This is a genomic window from Microvirga ossetica (assembly GCF_002741015.1).
Taxonomy (GTDB): Bacteria; Pseudomonadota; Alphaproteobacteria; order Rhizobiales; family Beijerinckiaceae; genus Microvirga; species Microvirga ossetica.
The window spans coordinates 239265-261880 of sequence record NZ_CP016620.1 but is presented as its reverse complement, the minus strand read 5'-3'; the positions used below and the strand labels follow the sequence as shown (position 1 = coordinate 261880).

General features: G+C 60.0%; 18 protein-coding genes and 3 pseudogenes. 10 read left to right on the top strand and 11 right to left on the bottom strand.

Annotated features, from left to right (window positions below; all coding sequences use genetic code 11):
- Nucleotides 1–111: 111 nt before the first annotated feature.
- The 3 genes and pseudogenes from BB934_RS44215 to BB934_RS44205 form a co-directional block, all read left to right on the top strand.
- Nucleotides 112–324: pseudogene (locus tag BB934_RS44215) on the top strand (transposase domain-containing protein); the annotation flags it as partial.
- Between the two features lie 219 nt (nt 325–543).
- Nucleotides 544–1347: a universal stress protein gene (locus BB934_RS44210; protein ID WP_099515886.1), complete on the top strand. Its 804-nt coding sequence runs from the start codon at nt 544–546 to the stop codon at nt 1345–1347.
- 35 nt (nt 1348–1382) lie between these two features.
- A complete protein-coding gene (locus BB934_RS44205) occupies nt 1383–2093 on the top strand; it encodes an IS6 family transposase (RefSeq protein WP_099515885.1) in 711 nt (236 codons plus the stop codon).
- Between the two features lie 826 nt (nt 2094–2919).
- Here the strand turns inward: BB934_RS44205 and BB934_RS44200 are convergent.
- The 3 genes and pseudogenes from BB934_RS44200 to BB934_RS44190 all read right to left on the bottom strand — a co-directional run bounded on the left by BB934_RS44200 (nt 2920) and on the right by BB934_RS44190 (nt 5282).
- Complete coding sequence (locus tag BB934_RS44200) at nt 2920–3225, bottom strand: transposase (protein ID WP_099515884.1); 306 nt, start codon at nt 3223–3225, stop codon at nt 2920–2922.
- A gap of 218 nt (nt 3226–3443) precedes the next feature.
- A complete protein-coding gene (locus BB934_RS44195) occupies nt 3444–4442 on the bottom strand; it encodes an ABC transporter permease (RefSeq protein ID WP_099515883.1) in 999 nt (332 codons plus the stop codon).
- Between the two features lie 32 nt (nt 4443–4474).
- Nucleotides 4475–5282 (bottom strand): annotated as a pseudogene (locus BB934_RS44190) (ATP-binding cassette domain-containing protein).
- 174 nt (nt 5283–5456) lie between these two features.
- Between BB934_RS44190 and BB934_RS44185 the strand changes: the two are divergent.
- Nucleotides 5457–6437 (top strand): NAD-dependent epimerase/dehydratase family protein, encoded by a 981-nt coding sequence (locus tag BB934_RS44185; protein WP_099515881.1) that lies wholly within the window; start codon nt 5457–5459, stop codon nt 6435–6437.
- 48 nt (nt 6438–6485) lie between these two features.
- Nucleotides 6486–7472 carry a substrate-binding domain-containing protein gene (locus tag BB934_RS44180; protein WP_099515880.1) on the top strand — a complete coding sequence of 329 codons (987 nt, stop codon included), beginning with the start codon at nt 6486–6488 and terminating at the stop codon, nt 7470–7472.
- A 149-nt stretch (nt 7473–7621) separates the two neighbouring features.
- On the opposite strand, the gene BB934_RS44175 is transcribed toward BB934_RS44180, so the two are convergent.
- The 4 genes from BB934_RS44175 to BB934_RS44160 form a co-directional block, all read right to left on the bottom strand.
- The gene (locus BB934_RS44175; protein WP_099515879.1) at nt 7622–8332 is read right to left on the bottom strand and encodes an IS6 family transposase; all 711 of its coding nucleotides are present in this window, start codon (nt 8330–8332) and stop codon (nt 7622–7624) included.
- A gap of 169 nt (nt 8333–8501) precedes the next feature.
- Complete coding sequence (locus BB934_RS44170) at nt 8502–9419, bottom strand: sugar ABC transporter substrate-binding protein (RefSeq protein ID WP_099515878.1); 918 nt, start codon at nt 9417–9419, stop codon at nt 8502–8504.
- 78 nt (nt 9420–9497) lie between these two features.
- Nucleotides 9498–10262 (bottom strand): ATP-binding cassette domain-containing protein, encoded by a 765-nt coding sequence (locus BB934_RS44165; RefSeq protein WP_099515877.1) that lies wholly within the window; start codon nt 10260–10262, stop codon nt 9498–9500.
- Nucleotides 10259–11314 (bottom strand): ABC transporter permease, encoded by a 1056-nt coding sequence (locus BB934_RS44160; protein ID WP_237050904.1) that lies wholly within the window; start codon nt 11312–11314, stop codon nt 10259–10261. The genes BB934_RS44165 and BB934_RS44160 overlap by 4 nt, the downstream gene beginning before the upstream one ends.
- Nucleotides 11315–11420: 106 nt before the next feature.
- On the opposite strand from BB934_RS44160, the gene BB934_RS44155 reads away from it, so the two are divergent.
- The 5 genes and pseudogenes from BB934_RS44155 (at nt 11421) to BB934_RS44135 (ending at nt 16482) form a co-directional block, all read left to right on the top strand.
- Complete coding sequence (locus BB934_RS44155) at nt 11421–12338, top strand: GntR family transcriptional regulator (RefSeq protein ID WP_099515876.1); 918 nt, start codon at nt 11421–11423, stop codon at nt 12336–12338.
- 218 nt (nt 12339–12556) lie between these two features.
- Nucleotides 12557–12940, top strand: a pseudogene (locus BB934_RS44150) (IS6 family transposase); the annotation flags it as partial.
- A 60-nt stretch (nt 12941–13000) separates the two neighbouring features.
- Nucleotides 13001–13699 (top strand): IS6 family transposase, encoded by a 699-nt coding sequence (locus BB934_RS44145; protein ID WP_099515875.1) that lies wholly within the window; start codon nt 13001–13003, stop codon nt 13697–13699.
- A gap of 49 nt (nt 13700–13748) precedes the next feature.
- Nucleotides 13749–14504, top strand: a complete 756-nt coding sequence (locus BB934_RS44140; RefSeq protein WP_237050902.1) for an IS110 family RNA-guided transposase — start codon at nt 13749–13751, stop codon at nt 14502–14504.
- Nucleotides 14505–14805: 301 nt separating this feature from the next.
- Nucleotides 14806–16482: a recombinase family protein gene (locus BB934_RS44135; protein WP_099515874.1), complete on the top strand. Its 1677-nt coding sequence runs from the start codon at nt 14806–14808 to the stop codon at nt 16480–16482.
- A 460-nt stretch (nt 16483–16942) separates the two neighbouring features.
- Here BB934_RS44135 and BB934_RS44130 read toward each other — a convergent pair whose 3' ends face one another.
- From BB934_RS44130 to BB934_RS44115, 4 genes are read right to left on the bottom strand one after another with little or no spacing between them, the layout of a single operon-like run.
- A complete protein-coding gene (locus tag BB934_RS44130; protein ID WP_099515873.1) occupies nt 16943–17908 on the bottom strand; it encodes a formylglycine-generating enzyme family protein in 966 nt (321 codons plus the stop codon).
- A gap of 11 nt (nt 17909–17919) precedes the next feature.
- Nucleotides 17920–20646 (bottom strand): alpha-L-rhamnosidase, encoded by a 2727-nt coding sequence (locus BB934_RS44125; RefSeq protein WP_099515872.1) that lies wholly within the window; start codon nt 20644–20646, stop codon nt 17920–17922.
- Between the two features lie 13 nt (nt 20647–20659).
- Complete coding sequence (locus BB934_RS44120; RefSeq protein WP_099515871.1) at nt 20660–21514, bottom strand: carbohydrate ABC transporter permease; 855 nt, start codon at nt 21512–21514, stop codon at nt 20660–20662.
- Nucleotides 21511–22536 carry a carbohydrate ABC transporter permease gene (locus tag BB934_RS44115; RefSeq protein WP_099515870.1) on the bottom strand — a complete coding sequence of 342 codons (1026 nt, stop codon included), beginning with the start codon at nt 22534–22536 and terminating at the stop codon, nt 21511–21513. The genes BB934_RS44120 and BB934_RS44115 overlap by 4 nt, the downstream gene beginning before the upstream one ends.
- Nucleotides 22537–22616 lie beyond the last annotated feature (80 nt).

The window sequence follows — 22616 nt, the reverse complement described above, 5'->3', positions numbered from 1 at the left end:
GAAACCGGCCAGTCGCCCGCTCCTCGACCCGCCGCACGCTGACCTTTCGGCCAAAGTAGGGATGCCAACGATAATGAACCTCACGCTCTTCGCCGACATGGGCAGAATGAACGGGCGATGGCACTGGGCCGGAAAAACTATCTCTTCAGCGGTTCCGATGCCGGTGGCGATCGCGCAGCGGTCATCTACACCATCGTCGAAACCTGCAAAATGAACGGCATCAACCCGCAAGCCTATCTTGCTGACGTCATCGAGCGCATCGCCGATCACCCGGCCAACAGGGTCGACGAACTGCTTCCATGGAACTGGACGCCACGGTCTTAGTGGTGCATCCGGTAAGTCATCCTGCCTTGGGTAGAAGAGCAATACCGGGTGAGCGGCGTGGGCGATGCCGCCGGCGCCTGCCCCAGACAAACGGATGACGGTGCGCATTCCAGTAGACCGTCGAGCAGTGGATCGCATCGACGATCTCCTCCCAGGTCTCGGACGAAAGCAGATGTCATCAGACTTAAAACAGAACGACACGTTGAGAGGGAGGATTCCATGCTCCAGAACATTCGCAGCATCCTGATCGGGATTACGGAAGAAGGCGACGCCGAGGAACGCTCGTCAGCCCTGACTTATGGGCTCGCGCTCGCCCGGCAGGCGAACGCCCATGTGACTGTTCAGGCCGCGTCGCTTAAATTGACCGTAACGCACGCCTTCATCAGCGCTTTTGCCGAAGGGCTGGTGGCCGCCGAGAATCGCCGGCTGGATGGGCTTGCCCGCGCCGTTGCGGACTCGTCCCAGCGCGCCGCGGCGGCATCGGGCCTGGCCTGCACTGCGCAGGCGCCGCAGCTTGCCTATCCGGATCTCATCAGGAGCTTCAGCTCCCTCGCCCGCGCCCATGACCTGACGGTTCTGGACGCCGAACCGATTGCCCTGGCCCTTGATCGGGGACTGATCGAGGCCGTGCTCACCGACAGCGGTCGGCCCCTCATCGTCGTGCCGCAGGGACGGGACACTTTTGCGGGTGACCGGATCGTCGTGGCATGGGATGGCAGCGCCAAGGCGGCGCGGGCCCTCAATGACGCCCTGCCGTTCCTGCGGGCCGCCACTCAGGTCGAGCTGATCAGCGTCACGGGCGAGAAGGAGCTGGGGCACACGGTACCTGGCGCGGAGATCGCGCGGCATCTCACCCGCCATGGCGTCACGGTGAATGTCCTGGCGCTGCCGGCCATGAATGGGGATGTCGCCGAGACCCTGCGCAACCATGCCCACCTGACACGCGCCGACATGATCGTGATGGGCGCTTATGTCCATTCGCGCCTGCGCGAAACGATGCTCGGCGGGGCATCGTCAAGTTAACGCGGTGGTGACGAGATGCTGGCATACGCGCGGGCATGAACCTGACCCGTCATCCTCGCTATGCCCGCCACCGGTTCCCTGCTGAGGTCATCAGCCACGTTGTGTGGCTGTATTTCCGGTTCCCCTTGAGCCTGCGCATGGTTGAAGAGATGCTCGCTGCCCGAGGTATCCTGGTCAGCCACGAGACGGTACGGCAGTGGGCGATGAAGTTCGGCCAGGATTTTGCCAACCAGATCCGCAGGCGTCATCCGGCTCCTGGCGACAAATGGCATCTCGATGAGGTTGTGATCAGCATCGCTGGTAAAAAGCATTGGCTCTGGCGTGCCGTGGACCAGCATGGAGTCGTACTCGACATCCTGGTTCAGAGTCGGCGCAACGCGGAGGCGGCCAAGCGCTTGCTGCGCAAACTGCTGAAGCGTCAGGGCCGGTCACCGCGCGTGATGATCACGGACAAGCTGGCCAGCTATGCCGCCGCGAAGAAGGCTGTCATGCCGGGTGTGGAGCACCGCCAGCGTAAAGGCTTGAACAATCGAGCCGAAAATAGTCACCAACCGACCCGTCGGCGCGAGCGCATCATGAAGCGCTTCAAGTCAGCTGGGCAGGCCCAACGCTTTCTCTCGGTTCATGACCAGGTTGGGAACCTCTTTCGCCGTCCGTCAAACACCAATGCAGCTGACCATCGCGCATTCCGGGCGCAAGCCTTTATGACTTGGAGTGATGTGACCGGCGTTGCGCCGACCTTCTGATCCGCGGATGCAGAGCCGGCGTTCCGACCTCAACTCGTTAACTTGACGATGCCGTTTTGTTTGTCTGGTTGATATCACTTGTTGGAGGATGGTTTTTTCCGCGGGCAGCGTTGACTGTCGCATGATAGGGTCGGAAGCCTCGGTCTTGCCATGTTGCTTACGCGGTCAATCGGCACTCTGAGGATCAGATGTAGATTCTTAGACTTGATTTGACGGACAGTGTCAGAGCGAGTTGCACTCTGGCAGCCTGTATTATGGCTTGGGGCTCCGGCGTGCCCTCAAGCCCTGCGCCCGCGGCGCACCGCTAAGCGGCTGTGGGGCTTGACCACCCGCATTGTCCAAGCCGAAGGCGACCACGCCAGAATGGCAGGCTCTCAACTCGGCTTGTTCGCGCAGAACGAGACTTGGCCCATCACTGTCTGACAAGTCAAATCCTGACTTTCACAGCTTAGCTGCGCGAACGCGGTCATTCCCATCCACGCGCTCTGCGCAGTGTGGCCGACCGTCTCCTGAACGTGGCCTGCGCCATGCTGAGACACGGTACGCTCTTCAATCCCGAGGCCGCCCAGACACTTCCTTTCACCACATAGTTCCAGATCGACACTGTCACTCAGAACCGGCTTGCTAAAAGGTGGGGTGCTCCATCAAAGACAGCTACTTTCGAGACGAGGTCGATCCCGCCGGCCTTCGTACGTCGCATCTCGTATCCGACGGCTGCGCGGTATACGGCTGGAAGTTGAAGTGCAGGCAAAATTCGTGCTTATAAGGTCTTGGTCACCTGACACCCTCTGCGCGTGCGGCGCGGCGCCTGACCTGTAACCACCCGTTACGACCAGCGAAAGCCGATCTCGTTGAAGCACAGATCCTTCATATATGGACTGAAGTGGTGGAACACACCTGAAACGGTGCGGCGGATCCGATCATTGAAGCCTTCCGCCGAGTTGATGTGAACCGGAACACGGACATATTCGCGATCCTTATGGTGGACGGTGTCGTGGCCTGCAAACATACTGCCCAGGAACACGGACGCCTTCCATTCATCGCTCTTCAGATGTGCGCTGGGCTCCACAGCCTCTGTGAGAACCCGATCAGGCGCGACTTCGGACAGATCCTCGATCACTGATGCCCGCACCTCACCAGACGGCGCACCGACCTCTGATCAGGTGGCATTTGCATGGTCACAAGCACGGGTGCTTTCAACGTCTCAGGTTGGCCTTTACGTCCACGGCTTGGTGGAGAATAGTTCATCTCCCGCCGCAGCTCGCCATATAAATGCGCGCTGTCCTACGACATCCAGATTCAGACACCAACCGGCCCCTTCGTGCAACAAAGGGACCAGCTGCCATCCGCCTATTCGCTCTGTCGGAAGTTGCGAATCCTGTCGAATAGGACGGCGAGTACAATGGCGCCGCCGATGAAGGTGCCCTGCCAAAAGGCGTTGATGCCGAGCAGTCCGAGACTGTTGCGGATTACTTCGATCAGAGCGGCGCCGATAAGCGCGCCGGAGGCGGTACCGACACCACCAGCGAGATTGGCGCCGCCAATGACGGCGGCGGCGATCACTTGCAGTTCCATTCCAGCGCCGATGTTGGTGGTGACCGCTCCAAGCCATCCGGTTTGGATGATGCCGGCGATCCCCGCTGACAAGGAAGATATCATATAAACGGCGACCTTGATCTTTCGCACAGGGATACCCGTGAGCGTCGCGGCATGCTCATTATCGCCGATAGCAAAGACATAGCGACCGAATCGGGTCCAGCGCAGTAAAAAGCCGGTGAAGAGCGCCAGCACGATCATATAAAGCACTGGATTCGCGATACCGAGGAGCCAAGCTCCGCCGCCGAGCGCCAGGAGCTTATCGTGATCGGGCCCGAACTGGAAGACCACCGTGTTGTTGGATGCGACCATCGCAAGGCTGCGTGCAATCGATAACATGCCGAGCGTGACCACGAATGGTGGAAAGCCCAAATAGGCGATCAGGATTCCGTTGAAAGCCCCGATCAGAAGGGCAGTACTGATCGAGGCAGCGATGCCGACCTCGATGCTGTAGCCAGCATGCATGACAACTGCAAGCACCATGCTGCAAAGGCAAAGCACGGATCCGACTGACAAGTCGATGCCACCGGAGATGATGACTAGCGTCATACCAAGTGCAATAATCGCAATGAAAGTGACGTTGCGAGTTATGTTGTACAAATTCTTGGCGGTTGCGAAAGAATCGGTTGCAAAGGACAGGAAAATGCAGGCGAGTACAACGGCGATCAGAACCCAGAATGTCTGGCGACCCAGGATCGCTGTGAGCCAGTTCTGCTGCTTTTGCGCGATTGTTTGATCGAGGATGATTGTCATTGTTTCGTCCTAATGCCGACGAGCCGTCTCGATCATACTTGTTCGATGGCGCCGGTGATAAGTCCTGTCACTTCTTCAGGCGAACTCGCAGCGATGTGTTTGTCTGCAACTTTTTTGCCGCGCCGCATCACAATGACCCGGTCGGCGACAGTGAACACATCCGGCATGCGATGGCTGATGAGAACAACTGCAATGCCGCGGTCCCGCAAGTGGCGGATCAGGTTTAGAACTTCGGCAACCTGACGAACCGAAATTGCCGCTGTTGGCTCGTCCATTAGCACGATCGTGGCTTCTGAGAGCATGGTGCGGGCGATCGCCACCGCTTGCCGCTGGCCGCCCGACATCTGCTTGACGAGATCACGCGAACGCGTTTCCGACTTCAACTCCCGAAAGATTTCGCCGGCGCGCCTGTACATTGTCCTATAGTCGAGCACACGCAAGGGGCCGAAGGCGCGGCACATTTCGCGTCCGAGGAAGACGTTCGCGGCAGCCGTTAGATTGTTACACAAAGCCAGGTCTTGGTGGACGATCTCGATACCATGCTGTCGCGCTTCCACGGGACGGTGAAGGACGAGTTCCACACCGTTCAGGGACATCGTCCCGTGGCTCGGTCTAAAGTTGCCTGCGATCATTTTCACCAATGTGGATTTGCCGGCTCCATTGTCACCCATGAGGCCAACAACCTGTCCCGCTTCAAGTGACAGTGAAACATCATTGACCGCTTGGATGGCACCGAAGTGTTTGGAGATATTGGTGAGTTCGAGAACCGCCACCAGCCTCTAGCCTCCCGGCACTTGCAGACTCGCTGCTGCTCCAGGTCCGCGCCGAGCTGGCTGCGATCCTGCTTTCCTGATTGTTCCAAGACGTGCGAAGAGGTGCATTTAGGCAAAACGCCGCGACAGCGTCAATCAACAGTCAGATCAATCGATCCTTTCCCGAAAGATCCGAGTCGTATGCCAAATACCCGTTGACGAGTGAGACGCATGAATATCAGCTGCGAGTGGGAGGTAGAGCATGCTGATCCTTGTCACCGGCGCAACGGGCAAGGTCGGGCGGCACTTCATCGCTAGGATCCTTGGGGATCCGCGCTTTTCCAAAGCACGCATTCGGGCGCTTTGTCATTATCGCCTGCCCGGTGAAACCGACCGCATGGAGGTGGTCCGCGGCTCGATTGCCGAGCGCGGTGTGGTGATGACCGCGCTCGCCGGCGTCACACATGTCGTGCATCTCGCCACCTGCAAGGAGACGCCTGACGACATTATGGACGTAGCCGTCAAGGGTCTTTTCTGGCTGCTTGAGGAGTTTCGTGGGAGTTCATCTGCCCGCCAGTTTATCCTGATTGGTGGAGACGCTGGGATCGGTCACTTTTATTATCGCCAGGATAGGCCGGTCACCGAGGATGCACCGCACCGAGCGTATCCGGGATGCTACGCGCTGTCGAAGGTTCTAGAAGAGGTGATGCTGGAGCAGTTCGGCATCCAGTATGGTAGCAACGGATGCTGCCTTCGTGCGCCGTGGATCATGGAGAAGGACGACTTCAAGTATACGCTGTCATTCGGAGACGACGTGTTCGGAGGACCTGACTGGAAGACTCTTGTCCCCGAGGCAGACGCAAAACGCTACGCCAAGGAAGGTACCGTTCCATTGTTGCGCGACGCCGATGGGCGCCCGCTCAAGCGCAACTTCGTGCATGTCGATGATCTGGTCTCGCCGATCTTAGCGGCGATCGACAATCCACGTACGAAGCGGCAACTCTTTAACATCTGCATGGATCAGCCGGTCGATTATGGAGAGGTCGCGGCCTACCTCGCCCGGACGCGCAGCCTCGCTTCCGTTGATATACCGAGCCAGTTCCACTCGACCTGGATGGACAACAGCAAGGCCAAATATCTGCTCGAATGGCAACCCAAATACGACATGGAAATGCTGATCGACTCAGCTTGGCAGTACGAACGTTCACGGACAGTTCCTCGCATCGTTTGGTATCCAGGCTGATGTTGTGTGGCGGACACGTCGTGTCCGTTTGTTTCAAGGGAGGAATCAATGAGAAGGACATTGTTGCTCGCTGCCGCCGTTTTAGCACTCAGCGCCGGACAGGCGCTGGCCAAGAAGCAGTTGGTCATCGTCGTGAAAGGCCTCGATAACCCATTTTTTGAGGCGATCAACCAAGGTTGCCAAAAGTGGAATAAAGAAAACGCGGGATCGGAGTATGAATGTTTCTACACCGGTCCCGCATCAACCTCCGACGAAGCTGGCGAGGCGCAGATCGTCCAGGATATGTTGGGCAAGGCCGACACCGCTGCGATAGCTATTTCGCCTTCGAACGCGAAGCTGATTGCCCAGACCCTCAAGACATCCAATCCGACGATCCCGGTAATGACGCTCGATGCTGATCTGGCCGCTGAGGACTCGGCACTGCGCAAGACCTATCTGGGAACCGACAACTACCTGATGGGCGCCCGCATCGGCGAGTACATCAAGAAGGCCAAGCCCAAGGGTGGAACGGTGTGTCTAATCGAAGGCAATCCGGGCGCTGATAACATCCTGCGCCGCGCCCAGGGCACGCGAGATACGCTGAGCGGCCAGAAGGGACTTGCAGCCCTGAAGGGAGAAGGCGGCTGGACCGAGGTCGCGGGCTGTCCGGTCTTTACCAATGATGACGGCGCCAAGGGTGTTCAGGCAATGACCGACATCCTCGCAGCCAATCCGAAACTCGATGCGTTCGCGATCGAGGGTGGCTGGCCGCTGTTCGGCGCACCGCAACCCTACCGCGATCTGTTCAAACCGCTTGCCGCCCGCATCGCCAGCAACGATTTCGTCATCTCGGCGGCCGACACGATCGGTGCCGAAGTTGCGATCGCGCGCGAAGGCTTGGTTACGGCGCTTGTCGGCCAGCGACCGTTCGAGATGGGCTACAAGGCGCCGTCGGTGATGCTGAACCTCATCGCGGGCAAGAAAGTAGAGGATCCGGTGTTCACCGGACTCGACGAATGCACGAAGGATACGGTCGACACCTGTATCCAGAAGTAGATTTGCCGATCAAAGGGTCCGGCCTGTGGGCGCTCCGATTGACCAATACGAGTGCCTAGGCCGCGACCCCGATCCAGCTGCGTGCAGCAGATGGCTGGCATCGTCAAGTTAACGAGTTGAGGTCGGAACGCCGGCTCTGCATCCGCGGATCAGAAGGTCGGCGCAACGCCGGTCACCTCACTCCAAGTCATAAAGGCTTGCGCCCGGAATGCGCGATGGTCAGCTGCATTGGTGTTTGACGGACGGCGAAAGAGGTTCGCAACCTGGTCATGAACCGAGAGAAAGCGTTGGGCCTGCCCAGCTGACTTGAAGCGCTTCATGATGCGCTCGCGCCGACGGGTCGGTTGGTGACTATTTTCGGCTCGATTGTTCAAGCCTTTACGCTGGCGGTGCTCCACACCCGGCATGACAGCCTTCTTCGCGGCGGCATAGCTGGCCAGCTTGTCCGTGATCATCACGCGCGGTGACCGGCCCTGACGCTTCAGCAGTTTGCGCAGCAAGCGCTTGGCCGCCTCCGCGTTGCGCCGACTCTGAACCAGGATGTCGAGTACGACTCCATGCTGGTCCACGGCACGCCAGAGCCAATGCTTTTTACCAGCGATGCTGATCACAACCTCATCGAGATGCCATTTGTCGCCAGGAGCCGGATGACGCCTGCGGATCTGGTTGGCAAAATCCTGGCCGAACTTCATCGCCCACTGCCGTACCGTCTCGTGGCTGACCAGGATACCTCGGGCAGCGAGCATCTCTTCAACCATGCGCAGGCTCAAGGGGAACCGGAAATACAGCCACACAACGTGGCTGATGACCTCAGCAGGGAACCGGTGGCGGGCATAGCGAGGATGACGGGTCAGGTTCATGCCCGCGCGTATGCCAGCATCTCGTCACCACCGCGTTAACTTGACGATGCCAACAAAACAGGCCGCTTACGGAGCTTGATCCAGATCCCCGGAACAAGAGAATAGGGCCATTACGGTTTGCTTTAAGCATTGGCATGTGAGGGCCAGCCCAATGCTGGCCCACTTGGATTCACTCGAACTGCGCCATGTTGGCCTTGGTGACCAAGGCAGCCCCTGAGTCGACCAGCGACTCGACCTTCTCGCCACGGAGCGCCTTGACGAGTGCGTCCACACCCAGTTCAGCCATCTTCGCAGGAAATTGCGCGACAGTGGCATCCTCAATACCTGCGGTGAGCATTTCTGCCTCGCCGCAGCAGAAGTCAAAACCAACGAGGGTGATCTTATCACCAGCGATGCCAGCATTCTTAATGGCCCGCGCCGCGCCCGCCGCAGGTGGGCCACAAGCGGCATAGATCGCCTTGAGGTCCGGATTTGCCGTTAGCAGATCTTCGGCAACGCTGATCCCGAGTTCCTCCGTGCAGTTGGTTGCTCCGCGACCAGCGATTTTGACTTTCACGCCCTGCAGCCCGTCGAGCATTCCCTTGACCCGATCGTCAAGCGAGGGCACGCCGGGAACACCCTCGAGTATGCCGAGCGTATCACCATCCTTCAGGACCGACTTCAGGTAGGTGCCAGCGATCTGACCGGCATTGTAGTTGTTCGTGGTCGCCAGCGCCGTCCGCTTGTCCCACCCAGGAATGTTGTTGTCCATCAGGACAACCTTCACCCCAGCGGCGACGGCTTTGTCGAGTGCGGGTGCGACGGTCGGATCAACGGGAGTCACCGCGATACCCTGCACGCCCTTGGTGACCATTGACTCGATCAAGGCAATCTGCCCCTCGATGTCTGTGGCCGACGCGCCTTGACCAAAGATGATCTCTACACCGGGATGTGCTGTAGCATAGGCCTTAGCGGCATTCTCCATCGTGGCGAAGAACGGCACGGGGAACTTTGTGATAAAGCCGATTTTGATGGTGCTATCGGCTGAGGCTGGCCCAGCAGTCGCGACAGCGATTGCTAGGCTCGCCAGCATGAGCTTCGATTTCATCTTGCACCTCCCGATCTCGGATCGCTCCGCAATAGAACGATCCTGCTATTCACCGCCCAGGTCAGGGTGGCGAGTCTCTCACGCTTCAGCTCCGACGATCAGTGAGACCAAATCCCGTTGGTTTGCCCGGTCAGGCTTCAGTTCTCCGACCTTGCGCCCCTGGCGGAGCACCACCGCGCGGTCGGCGAGCTCCATGACATGCTCCATGTTATGGGTGATCAGGATTACCGCGTTGCCCTCGGCGCGCAGCTGCGCAATTAGGTCGAGGACTTTTCGAGACTCGCGCAGGCCCAGCGCCGCGGTAGGTTCATCCAGAATGACTAGCTTCCGCGCGAATACAGTCGCTCGCGCGACGGCAATCGCTTGGCGCTGCCCACCCGACATGAGAGCAACTGGTGCATCAGAGTTCAGGAGTTTGACCTTCAGTCGATCAAGGACCGCAGCGGCGTTACGATCCATGGTGGTGTTGCTAAGAAAGCGGAGCGGCCGTGGAAGCCAGTCAGGGAAAGCGATCTCGCGACCGCAATAGAAATTCTGTGCCGGGGTCAGATTGTCAAAAAGCGCAAGATCCTGGTAGACGGTCTCGATGCCGGCATGTCGGGCAGCCCTCGGTGACTGGAGCGAAACGGCTTCGCCGTCGAGGAGAATTTCCCCCTCATCGAGCGTGTGGACGCCGCTGATGCACTTGACCAGGGTGGTTTTCCCGGCACCGTTGTCTCCCAGCAGGGCCAGCACCTCTCCGCGACGGGCCTCAAGACCGACGTCCTGCAGTGCATACACCGCGCCGAAGCGCTTGTGCGCATGGCGTACGGTCAGAACAGGGTTGCTTGCAACGGGGCTCATTGAGCCCTCCTTGCTTGCAGCACCCGTGCTCGGGCCTCAAGATGATTGCGCAACATATCGGCTTCGACTGCGATTACGATGATGAGCCCGACGGCGATCATCTGGAAAAACACGTCGACGCCCAACAGATTGAGCGCATTTCGGATGATACCAATCATCACTGCTCCGATGAGCGCATGGCCGATATGGCCGCGGCCGCCGAGGAAGCTCGCTCCGCCGATGATCACAGCGGCAATGGTATCGAGTTCGAGCAGGTTCCCATAGAGCGGGGAACTGGCTGCGGTTCGGCCAGCAAGCACCACGGCACCTATTCCGGCGCACAACCCGGAGATAACGTAGATCGAGACGAGCACACCCTTCGTTGGTATTCCCATTTCCAGAGCCGCTTCGGGTGCGCCACCGACGGCGTAAATCCAGCGACCCCAAACCATCGCCTTGGTGATCACGAGGGCCACTGAGGCTACGGCGAGCACGACGAAAAAGGAATTCGGCAAGCCGAAGGTCGACCCGCCGCCGATCATCGTGATGACGTCGGGCATGCCGCGCATCGTGGTGTGGCCAATCGCCAGTTCTAGCGCGAGGCCGCGGCAGATAATCAGCGTGGCAAGAGTGATGATGAATGGATGCGGCAAGCGCCCGAAGACGTAAACGATGCCATTGATGGCACCGACGGTGGCGCCCATGAGGAGCATTGCCAGGATAACGAGCGGAGCAGAATCGACCACCCGGAACATGAGCCCACCGACGACGGTGGCAAGAGCGAGATTGGAGCCAACCGAGAGATCGATGCCTCTCGTGAGGATGACGAGCTGCTGACCCATCGCCACAATGGCAATGACCGCTGTTTGAGCAACGACATTACCAAGATTGCCAAGCTTCAGAAAGTTAGGAGTGAGCAGGCTGATTGCCGCGATGAGCAGAATCAGGATTAGCAGAGGGCCGAAGCTCAGAAGCCGGAGTCCAATTGAGACGGCATCAAATCCTTCTGCCGGCCGTTCACTGATCCATGAGCTGGATCCTGTTCCCGCCTGCTCTTTCGTTACGTCCGCCACGGCCGAGTCTCCGCGAAGGCATGTTCCTTATAGAAAAAAACCCGCCAGCGACGCTCGTCAACTTGTTTTTTATGTATTAAAAGTCAGCTTTCCGCGGGCCATCGTGATGAAAACGGACAGGGTATTCAAGCGGGCCTTCAATGAGACCCTCGACCTCGTCTCAAAGCTCGAAGATGGAGGCTGGATCCCGTCCGAGAGCACCCTGAGTGCCCAGCTAAATGTCAGCCGGACCACGGTACGGAAGATTCTGGCTGCGCTGAGTGCACATGGGGTCGTGACTGGCAGCGCGCCCCGACGGATTGTCGCCACTGCCGGCGCTGAGAGTCATCGTTTTCCGGAGGCGGAAACTATCCCTATGGCGGAGCAAGTGGAGAAGCGCTTCATGGAATGGATGCTCAGGGACAATGCATGCCCTGGCACAGCCATCAACGAGCTTGAGCTGGCCAGACAGTTTGGCGTGGCAACGACCGGCATTCGCGAGTTTCTTAACCGCTTCCAGCGCTTCGGGCTGATCGAGAAGCGTCCAAACGCCGGTTGGGTGTTCAAGGGATTCACGGCCCGGTTCGCGCTCGAACTCTTCGAAATCCGGGAGATGTTCGAGGTACGGTCGGCGAAGGCCTTTGCCGCTCTGCCTGAAGACTCTCCTCTTTGGGAGCAACTCAAGGCGCTCCGCCAGAAACATATCGCTCTGCTGGGGGAACTCGATCAGCGCTTTCACGATTTTTCCGACCTCGACAGCCGCTTCCACCGCCTCATCACTTCGGCGTCGCCCAACCGGTTCATCGACAGCTTCTATGATACCATCACTCTCGTTTTCCACTATCACTATCAGTGGAACAAGCAGGACGAACGACAACGCAACGAAATTGCCATTCGGGAGCATCTGACGTACATCGAAGCACTGCTCAGGCGCGATACTTCCGCCGTCGAACTTGCGTGTCGAGCGCATTTGGCTTCAGCCAAAGTGACCCTCATTCGATCAACGTCTGGGCATGACAAAGTGACAAAGGAGGCAACCCAGTGATGGACTTGCTTCGGAATCGATGCTGTTGGCGAATGCCTCATGCATCCGTTGGAAGCGCCATGAGGGCGATAAACGCGGATTGCCGTGTTCGTGCGAGCGGCGTGCCCGCGAACCATGCATCAAGCCGAATCAGGTTCATGGCCGCCGGGCGCCTCTCATACTGGCTGGCGTTGTCACGTTAACCCGGACATGAGATCAAGCGGTGTAGATGGTCCGGCATGACCAAGCGCATTACCTACAAACGCCATCGCTTTCCGCCTGAGATCATCGCCCATGCGGTCTGGTTGTATTTCCGGTTCCCATTGAGCCTGCGGCTGGTCGAGGAGATGCTGTTCGAGCGCGGCATCGTCGTGTCCTACGAGACCGTCCGGCGATGGGCGCTGAAGTTCGGGCCGGCGTACACCCGCCGTCTCAGGCGCAAGACGCCAAGCCGCCGCGACATCTGGCACTTGGATGAGGTCGTAGTCACGATCTCTGGCAAGAAACACTGGTTGTGGCGGGCGGTGGATCAGGACGGATATGTGCTCGATGAGGTCGTCCAGAGCCGACGCGACACCAAGGCCGCCAAACGCTTGCTGAAGCGTCTCTTGCGCAAGCAGGGCGGCACCGTTGCATTAACCTCGGCCGTCTAGCGAGGAGCGGTTCATCAAGGATCCGCTCCCGTGTCTCTGTTCAAGCGCCGTCGCTTCCCGGTTGAGATCATCTTGCTGTGCGTGCGCTGGTACTGCAAGTACGGCATCAGCTATCGCGATCTCGCCGAGATGATGTCCGAACGCGGTGTCGCTGTTGACCCATCCACGATCTTCCGTTGGGTTCAGCGCTATGCTCCGGAGATGGAGAAGCGGATGCGACCCTATCGGGGACCTCGCTCAGGCTCCTGGAGAGTGGACGAGACCTACGTCCGCGTCGGCGGCAAGTGGACATACTTGTTCCGCGCGGTCGACAAGTACGGTCGGTTGATCGCCTTCATGCTGTCCGATCGCCGGAATGCCATCGCCGCTTACCGTTTCCTGCGTAAGGCCCTCAAGGCGATGAGTCACCACCCACCATCCTCCATCACGACGGATAAACTGGCGTCGTATCCCAGGGCGATCCTGCGCCTTCAGAACGAAGGGTTGCTGCCGAACGATGTGGTACACCGAACCTCGAAATATCTGAATAACATCCTTGAGGCGGATCATGGCGCGCTCAAGCGCGTGATCAGGCCGACACGCGGCTTTCAGACCATGAAAACCGCCGCCGCGACCCTGACGGGTTTTGAAATCATGCGCATGATCCGCCGCGGCCATTGCATCCATCGGGAAGGTCGCGCGACAGGCGAAATCCGTCTCGTCAATCAGCTCTTCGGTCTTGCCGCCTGAGCGGCCCGTTGAACTGGGTCCGTTATGCCGTTTTCAAGTTACTGCAACGGTGCCGATTTGCCTGGATGCGCGCCATGCCAAGGCAGCGCTGTCGCTGCAGATGAACAAGACCGACCCGAATGATGCCCTTGGGCTGGCGCAGATCGTGCGCACGGGATGGTACCGGGAGGTCACCGTCAAGAGCCTGGACAGCCAGGTGGTCCGCAGCTTCCTCAGCTCACGCGCTCGCTTAGTGGAGGTGCGCGTGGACCTGATCAACCAGATCCGAGGCATGCTCAAGCCCTTTGGTCTGGTCGCTGGCAAGGGAGGCCGTCAGCCCTTCATCGACCGCGTGCGCGAACTGGTGGCCGATGGGCCACTGAAGGATGCTGTTGAGGCCCTCCTGACAGCATTGCAGGAGGTCAGCCGACAAATCGGCATCCTCTCCCGCCGCCTCATGGGACTGGCGCGCCAGGATCAGGCGGCCCGACGCCTGATGACGGCTCCCGGTGTCGGCTCTCTGGTCGCGTTGGCCTATATCAGTGTCATCGACACACCAGACCGGTTCTCGAGCTCGTCCAGTGTAGGGGCTTACCTTGGCCTGACCCCACGACGGCATCAGTCAGGCGAGATCGATCGAAGCGGTCGGATCTCCAAGTGCGGCGATCCGTTGCTGCGCACGTATCTGTTTGAGGCGGCCGGAATCCTGCTGAACCGGGTCTCGCGCTGGTCTGCGCTGAAGGCCTGGGGCACCCGGCTCGCCAAGAAGGTGGGCGGCAAGAAGGCGACCGTTGCGGTCGCGCGTAAGTTGGCGCTGACGTGCTAGACAATGGTGCAAAGTTTGCGATCAGCTTTGTTCATACAGTCGCTCGCGAGGCGCTTCGGCGTCACACGACAGGTCCTAAGTTAAAGCCTTCAACCGGCTCTGAACGAACCAGGCCGATGAAGGACGAGGACCGCAATGGCCAAGCTTTGCAAAAGGCGCCATCCTCTGCGCCTTGAGGTCGGCTTCGAGGTCAGACGGGGCAGTCAAGAAGTCCTGGGACGCGCCTACGAGCGCCTCCTGCCCCTGCGCACCTGTTCCCTGCCATCACGGGCGCAGGCCGCCATGTCCAAGGGAGCGTACGATGAGAACTCCGCACCTGAGAGCCGTTTCGGCACCGCAGACCCTGCAGGTCGCCCTTTACGCCCGGGTCTCTACCGACCAGCAGGCTGAGCATCACACCATCGACAGCCAATTGGCGGAACTGACCGCGCGAGCAGAGCAGGATGGCCACGACTTGCGGGATGATCTGCGGTTCATCGACAACGGCCACAGCGGCGCCAGCCTGATCCGTCCCGCGCTGGAGCATCTACGCGACCTCGTGGCACTGTCGGCGATCGACCTGATCTACGTCCATGCCCCGGATCGCCTGGCTCGCAGCTATGCGCATCAGGTTCTGCTGATCGAGGAGTTCGCCCATGCCGGCACCCAAGTCGTTTTCCTCAATCACCCGATCGGGACCACGCCCGAAGACAGCCTGCTGCTGCAACTGCAGGGTATGTTCGCCGAGTATGAGAGAGCCAAGGTGCTGGAGCGCAGCCGGCGTGGCAAGCGCCATCGCGCCCAGACCGGTGCCGTCAGCGTCCTGTCCCGTGCGCCCTTCGGCTACCGCTACATCACGCGTGAGGCTGGTGGGGGAGACGCACGCTACGAGATTGATGAGGAGGCCGCCCGGATCGTGCGCCAGATCTTCACCTGGGTCGGGCACGAACGCTTGACGCTGGCGGGGGTCTGCCGACGCCTGCACGACAGCGGACTTCCGAGTCCGACTGGGCGGCGACACTGGAGCCGGGCGATGATCCATAGCATGCTGCTCAACCCCGCCTATGCGGGACAGGCGCTTTATGGTCGCCGCCAGAGCGTGCCGTGGCGGCCGCCGCTTCATCCGCCGCGCGGCCACGATGGCCTGCCGCGACGGCCCTGGCGGCAAGTGCTCGCCACGCCCGAACGACATATCAGCATCGCGGTGCCAGCGATTGTCGGCGAAGAACTCTTTGCGAGTGTCGCCGAGCAGTTGGAGGAGAACCGCAGACGCAGTCGCGAGCGGCTTGCGGGCGTCCAGTATCTGCTGCGCGGCCTGCTGGTCTGCCAGAAGTGTGGCTATGGGTTCACCGGCCATCACCATCGCGGGCAGTGGCGCTACTATCGCTGTTGCGGCACCGACCGCAGCCGTTTCCACGGTGCGTTCCGGTGCGATGCCCGGCTGGTCGCCACGGAGTTGCTCGATGAGGCGGTGTGGACCGAGGTCTGCCGGCTGCTCGACGATCCGGCCCGGGTCATCGCGGAGTATCAGCGGCGCCTGGACGCGGTGCAGGCCACGCCGCATCGGCTCGAACTTGATGCCCTTGGCCGTCAACGGGCCAAGGCCCGCCGCGCGATCGAGCGACTGATCGACAGCTACACCGAGGGGCTGATCGAGAAGCCTGAATTCGAGCCGCGCTTGGCCGCGTTGCGCCGCCGGACAGCCCGGCTGGAAGCCGAAGCCAAGGCTCACCAGGAAGCCGATGAGCAAGTCCGCTCGCTGCACCTCGTGATTGGCAAACTCGACCTGTTTGCCGCGCTGGTGCACGATCGGCTCGCGGGGGCGGATTGGACGACAAGGCGCGACATCATCTGTACTCTCGTCAAGCGCATCGAGGTTGCCGATGATGTGGTTCGGGTGATCTTCCGGGTCGATCCTGGCGTCTCAGGTCCATCTGAGGCAGGCCGAACTTTGCACCATTGTCCAACACGTCCTGATCCTGCACCGGATGTGGCGTGACAACACGGACTTCCGGTGGTCGCGCCAGGAAGGGCAGCCCGCATGAGATAGACACCCAAAGAGATCCGCCTGATCTGGCGGTACGATGTCCCTTGTCGGGACGAGGCAGCAGCCATCGCGTGGGCACCGTTGCGGCCTGAAACCTGAACCTCAGGGAGCAGATTGACCGCGTATGCAACATGGCGAGGCTGAGGCTTCCGACCCCATTATGCGGCGGTGTCTGCCGACCGCGGAGAGAACCATGACCCGACAGGTGATATCAGCCGAACTAACGGAGAAGGCCATTCAAAGGGCTTGACCAGAATCCCCGGAATAAGAGAACGGTGCCCTGGATCTGCTCGTGTGATGTCGATGCAAACACCCGTTCTGAAGTCATTGTCATTCTGTCTCGGACGGGCCGGCACCCAGACCTCAACGTTAGCCGTTGCAATCACTTCCTCAAGTTATGTTCGTAATAAGGTCAGGATAGGTCGGCAGCGCAGCGGAACCCCATATGGGCCGTGCTCGAATCCGGCGTGTTGAGAGTTCGCGCCGACAATCGGTAACGCGAGCAGTAGCTCTCGTGGCAAAGGTACGAGCCACCGCGTATGACTCTCGCGCCATTCTCGCTCTCGGGTGGCCCCTTCGGATCCAGGCGTGTCTCGGGCCTCTCGACAGCGTGCCAATCGGAACTCCACGCGTCAGCACACCATTCCCAGACATTGCCGACCACGTTGTAGAGCCCATACCCGTTAGGCTCGAATGTCTTGACTGGCGCTGTTGTAAAATACCCGTCCGATCCCGTATTGAGATGAGGAAAGTTGCCCTGCCAGATGTTGCAGCGATGGCGTCCGGCCGGCACCATATCATTGCCCCACGGGAATCGGGTCTGGTCGAGCCTGCCCCTGGCAGCCTTCTCCCATTCGGCTTCGGTCGGTAGCCTCTTGCCCGCCCAGGCGGCGTAAGCGTTCGCATCGTTCCATGAAACGTGCACGACAGGATGGTCCGACCGGGTATCAACTGAAGAGCCCGGTCCCTCGGGCGCACGCCAGCATGCACCTTTCACGGCAAGCCACCAGGGCGCTTGCGAAACCGTTCCGTCGATCACCTGATGTTGCGCCCTCGGATGCACTGCCGCGTAGAAGACGTATGACCAACCGTAGCGCTCCGCGTCCGTGACATATCCTGTGCCGCGCACGAACTGGGCAAATCTCCGGTTCGTCACAGTTGTCGCATCGATCAGGAAGTTCGAAACCGTGACAGTCCGGACCGGCCCCTCACCGTCCTGCGGGTAGTCTTCTGAATCGGCTCCGCCCATGCGGAAGGCGCCAGCCGGAATGAGAACCATCCCGGCGTGATTCACCGCCTTCCTGTGGGTGTTCGCCTCCTGGCACGCCTGCTCTTTCAGAGATGCGCGGGTTGGCGGAGAGCAGCAATCCTTTGTCATCAGCTATGCTTTCAGTGCTGAGGGCGGGCGTTGAGCACCGCGAACCGATGAGACCCGGAACCTAGCTCGAACTTCGCCCGGCCTCTATCGCGATCGTCAGTCCAGCCAAGAGGCGTGGTCTCCTCACCATCGCGAAGGATGCTGACGGCACCTTTCGCCACGAGTTCGACAATTGCCAAGGTATTGGCCGGCACCTCGAAGGCATAGCTGATTCCGTCCTGCGATCGGACCCATTCGGATGCGATCCATCCTCGTGGCGACAGGAAACGGGCGGCGCAGCGATCGACGCCGGGGCCGGGCGTCGGTCGCAGGCGGATCTTGCGGAAAGCTCCGCCGCTTCGATCGTCGTCAATCCCGGCCATAGCGCCAAACAGCCACTCCCCGACCGAACCCAGGGAGTAATGGTTGAATGAGTTCATCTTCGGCGACTGGAAACCTTTTTCGCCCGTCCATCCGTCCCACCGTTCCCAGATTGTCGTCGCACCGTTCGCGATCGAATAGCCCCACGACGGGTAGGACTCGTTCAATGCCAGCCGATAGGCCAGGTCAGAATGCCCGTGCTGCGTCAGGATCGGGCAGAGGTGACGCACTCCTAGAAAACCAGTGGTGAGATGACCTCCCCTTCCCTCAATGTTCTCGACGAGATGTGCGACAGCGCGCGGCACAAGATGGTCGGGCATCAGATCGAAGGCGAGCGCCAAGAGATAGGCTGTCTGAGTGTTTCCTTCGAGCCGGCCATCCTTGGCCATGAAACGGCGCTGGAAGGCTTCGCGGATGCGCGCGAAGAGCGCGTCGTAGAAGGCGGCATCCTCCGGAATCTTGAGGATTGTCGCGGCGCGTGCCATGAGCGCGGCCACGTGTGCGTAATAAGCCGTCGCAACGAGAGCTTTCGGCGTCTGCTCGCCGAGCGACAGCCAGTCACCGAAATTGGCATGACAGGCCTCGGTACGGATGCCGTCCGGATTGTGGCGGCGGATATAATGCAGCCATGCGGCCATGCCTGGATACGCCCGAGCCAGAAGACGTTCGTCACCATATCGCTCGTAGAGGGTCATCGGCACGATGACCCCTGCATCGCCCCATGCCGGCGCACCATCCTGCGGCAGGGGTCCGCGCGGAGCCACGTCCGGGAAAGCGCCTTCCGGCGATTGCGCGTCGAGAACATCGATCATCCATTTTGTGAAGAACGCTTGGACGTCCATGTTCCAGCTTGCGGTCCGCAGGAACACCTGCGCATCGGCGAGCCAGCCGAGACGCTCGTCCCGTTGCGGACAATCGGTTGGCACGGCGAGGAAGTTGCCGCGTTGTCCCCAAAGAATGTTTGCATAGAGCCGATTGACAAGATCGCTTGACGTCTCCAGGGACGACGTCTCCTCCATGGCGTTGTGTATCACGCAGCCCTCGATAGCCTCGAGCGGTGGCGCGTCTGCAAGCCCGTGCACCGCAACGTAGCGAAATCCGTGCACGGAGAAGGTCGGCTCCCAGACCTCCTCTCCCTCACCGGTGGCGACGTAGATATCTTCTTGACGGGTCGAGCGCAGGTTCTCGACATAGAGCGTCCCATCCTCGTGTAGGACCTCTCCATGCCGAAGGCGGATCACACGGCCGCGTTCTGCGCGGATGCGCAGGCAGGTACGGCCGACCATGTTCTGCCCGAGATCGAATACGAAGCTGCCGTCCGAAGCCGCCTTCACACTCTTGGCTGCAAGACGGCGCATCACGCGGATCGCCGGTCCCCGGGCGCCATGGATCGATCGGGGCGGCGTGGCTCCGAGTTCAGGCTCATGCCAAGTCCGGTCGTCGAAGCCAGGCCGGTTCCATCCCGGCATCATGAGGCGCGCGTCGTAGTGCTCGCCCATGAGCACGTCGGAATAGATGTGCGGGCCGCGGCTGTACCGCCACGCATCGTCCGTCGAAATCGCCAGTCTGGTGCCATCCACGAAGGTGATGACGAGGAATGCGCTGAGGGCGGGCTTGACACCGTAGATGTTGGCTGGGCGCTTGCGGTTGAAGCCGAGATAGCCGCTGTACCACCCTTCGCCGAGAAGTGCAGCGACAACGTTATCACCTGCCACGAGATGATCGCTCACATCGTAGGTCTGATATTCCAATCGGGTGTGATAATCCGTCCAGCCTGGCGCGAGGACATCCTCGCCCACCCGGCGGCCGTTGATCAACATCTCGTAGACGCCCAGCGCGGTGGCATGGAGGCGCGCGGAGGCAACTGGGCGGTCGAGAACGAAACTGCGTCGAAAATGCGCGACCGAGAGCGCCTGAAAGGGGTTGTCGTAAGCCGCAAGACGCGGCGTCTCGTATTCCTCGTCGGCACCCAATGAGCGCTCGGAGATCCAGCCCGCCGGCCAGGGTGCGCCCATGAAGCCGGTCTCGAAGAAGGCTAGGTCGGCCCAGCCGGACACGACTCCACGTTCGTCCCAAACTCGTACTAGCCACCAGTAACGAGTGCACGCCTGAAGAGGTTCTCCCTGGTAGACGTGATCAAGGGTTTCATCGCTCTCGACGCGGCCTGTGTGCCATGCGAGACCATGCTCATCGGACAGCGCCTCGCGGGTGGTTGCAACGCGGATTTCATAAGCCGATTGTCGCCGATCGCGCCCATCACCCGCAACTGACCAGGACAGGCGCGGTGCGACCTCATCCAGTCCCATAGGATCGACCAAGTGCTCGCATCGCAAGCGTTCTGGTCGAAGGGCGGAACATGTACTGCGAACACTTTCCATCTGCGGCCCACCATCAACCCTTGACGGCGCCTTGCAGTAAGCCGCGGGTGAAATATCGTTGCCCGAAAAAGAAGATTACAAGGATTGGCAGTGCAATCAGGGCGGCCGCCGCTCCGACGCGGTTGAATTCGAGCGTGAAGTAATCGACGAAGTTCACGAGGCCCAGCGTGACCGTCTTCTTCCCGGGGGACTCGAGAATGATCGATGCGAACGCGAACTCCGCCCAACAGCCGACGAAGTGCCACAGGGCTGCGGTGACGAGCGAAGGCACGGCAAGCGGCAGAACCACTTTCATCATAGTCTGTAAGCGGTTTGCTCCGTCGATCACAGCTGCCTCTTCGAGTTCCACTGGAATCTCGCGCAGGCCGGCGGTTATGATCCATGTGGCGAACGGTAGTCCGAATGCTGAATAGATGATGATCAGCGCCCAGGGCGAGTCGTGCAGCCCGAGATAAACCATCAAGCGATAGGTGGGGAGCAGGAGGGCCGCGCCTTGGAACATGCGGCTGATGAGCAATCCACCGAGGATCAAATCCCGGCCTGGGAACTTGATCCGCGCGAATGCGTAGCCGGCGATCGCCCCGAAGAACACGACCAAGATGGTCGACGCCACCGAAATGAAGAAGCTGTTCGTAATGAGCTTGCGCCAATCGAGCAGCTGACTCGATTGAGTGCCGGCCCGAAACAGATCGCTGTAAGCGCTGAGCGTGAAATGCTCGGGCAGGATAGTTATGGGCAGCCGGGTCAGCTCGCCCGCAGACTTGAAGGATGCAAGGATGAGCCACAGGATAGGGAAAGTGATGTAGAGCGCAATCACCAAGGCGCAAACGCCGAACAGCCCATACACGATGGGATGGGTTTTCATCATGAACGCTCCTTGCCGGCCCAGGACCGCCGCATCACGACGAGGTAAACAGCGACGAGCGCGGCAAGGCAGACCAAATTGACGACAGACATGGCTGCCGCGACACCCCAGTTAAAGAATTCGAAGCTCTGCTGGTAAATGTAGGTCGATATGATCTGGCTCGAATTGGCGGGGCCGCCGCCTGTCATCACCCATGGCAGAGTGAATTCGGCGGTCATCCAAATCATAGCAATAACCGTGATCGATGTGAACGGAAAGGCGATGTGCGGCATTACCACGTAGCGGAAGCTCTCCCACCGATTGGCGCCGTCGATCCGGCTCGCTTCCAGCAGTTCACTGGGCACGCTGCGGATCGCGGCCGTCAGCACAAGAGTTACCAGCGGAACCTTGCGCCAGATGACCACCGCGACCAGTACCCACATGACCAGGCTGGGATCTCCCAAAAAGGATATGGGACGCTCCGTAAGGCCCATATCCTTCAGTGTCTGACCAACAATTCCCACCTGCCCATGCAGCATCCATTTCCAGGCCATCGCCGTGACCACGTCAGGAAGAATCCAGGGCAGCAGGATTAACGCACGCAGAGCTGCCGTGACAGGCCCATTCATCGCCAGGAAACAAGCAAGCGCCAAGCCGAGCGCCACGCAGCCGATTGTGCCGCCGAAGATCCACACGGCCGTATTCTTGAGAACGTGGACGAACATCGGATCGGCAAACAGATTGTAGAAATTGACGAGGGTGCCAAAGCCAAGCTCCTGCCCCATGACATAACGCGTAAAGCTCAGGCGAAAGACATCATAAGCAGGTCCGATAACGAACCCGAGCACCGCGAGCACAACCGGGAGAACCATCGCATAGGCGAGCCAGCGATCGTCCTTGCATAGCGAATTGCGGCGCCTCCATCCGGCGCGCTCCGATGCCGATAGATAACTGCGGTCGAAAAACCGATGAGACGCTTTGGCCATCACCGCATTGTCAGTCGCCGAGGTCGTTCTGTCAGCCACGGGTTCGCCCATCGCCAGCATTCCGCACCGTTCTCATTCGAGCCTCATGAATGGGACGTTCCGTCCCGATTGGAAGGATCGTTCACCGAGCCTCGCTCACG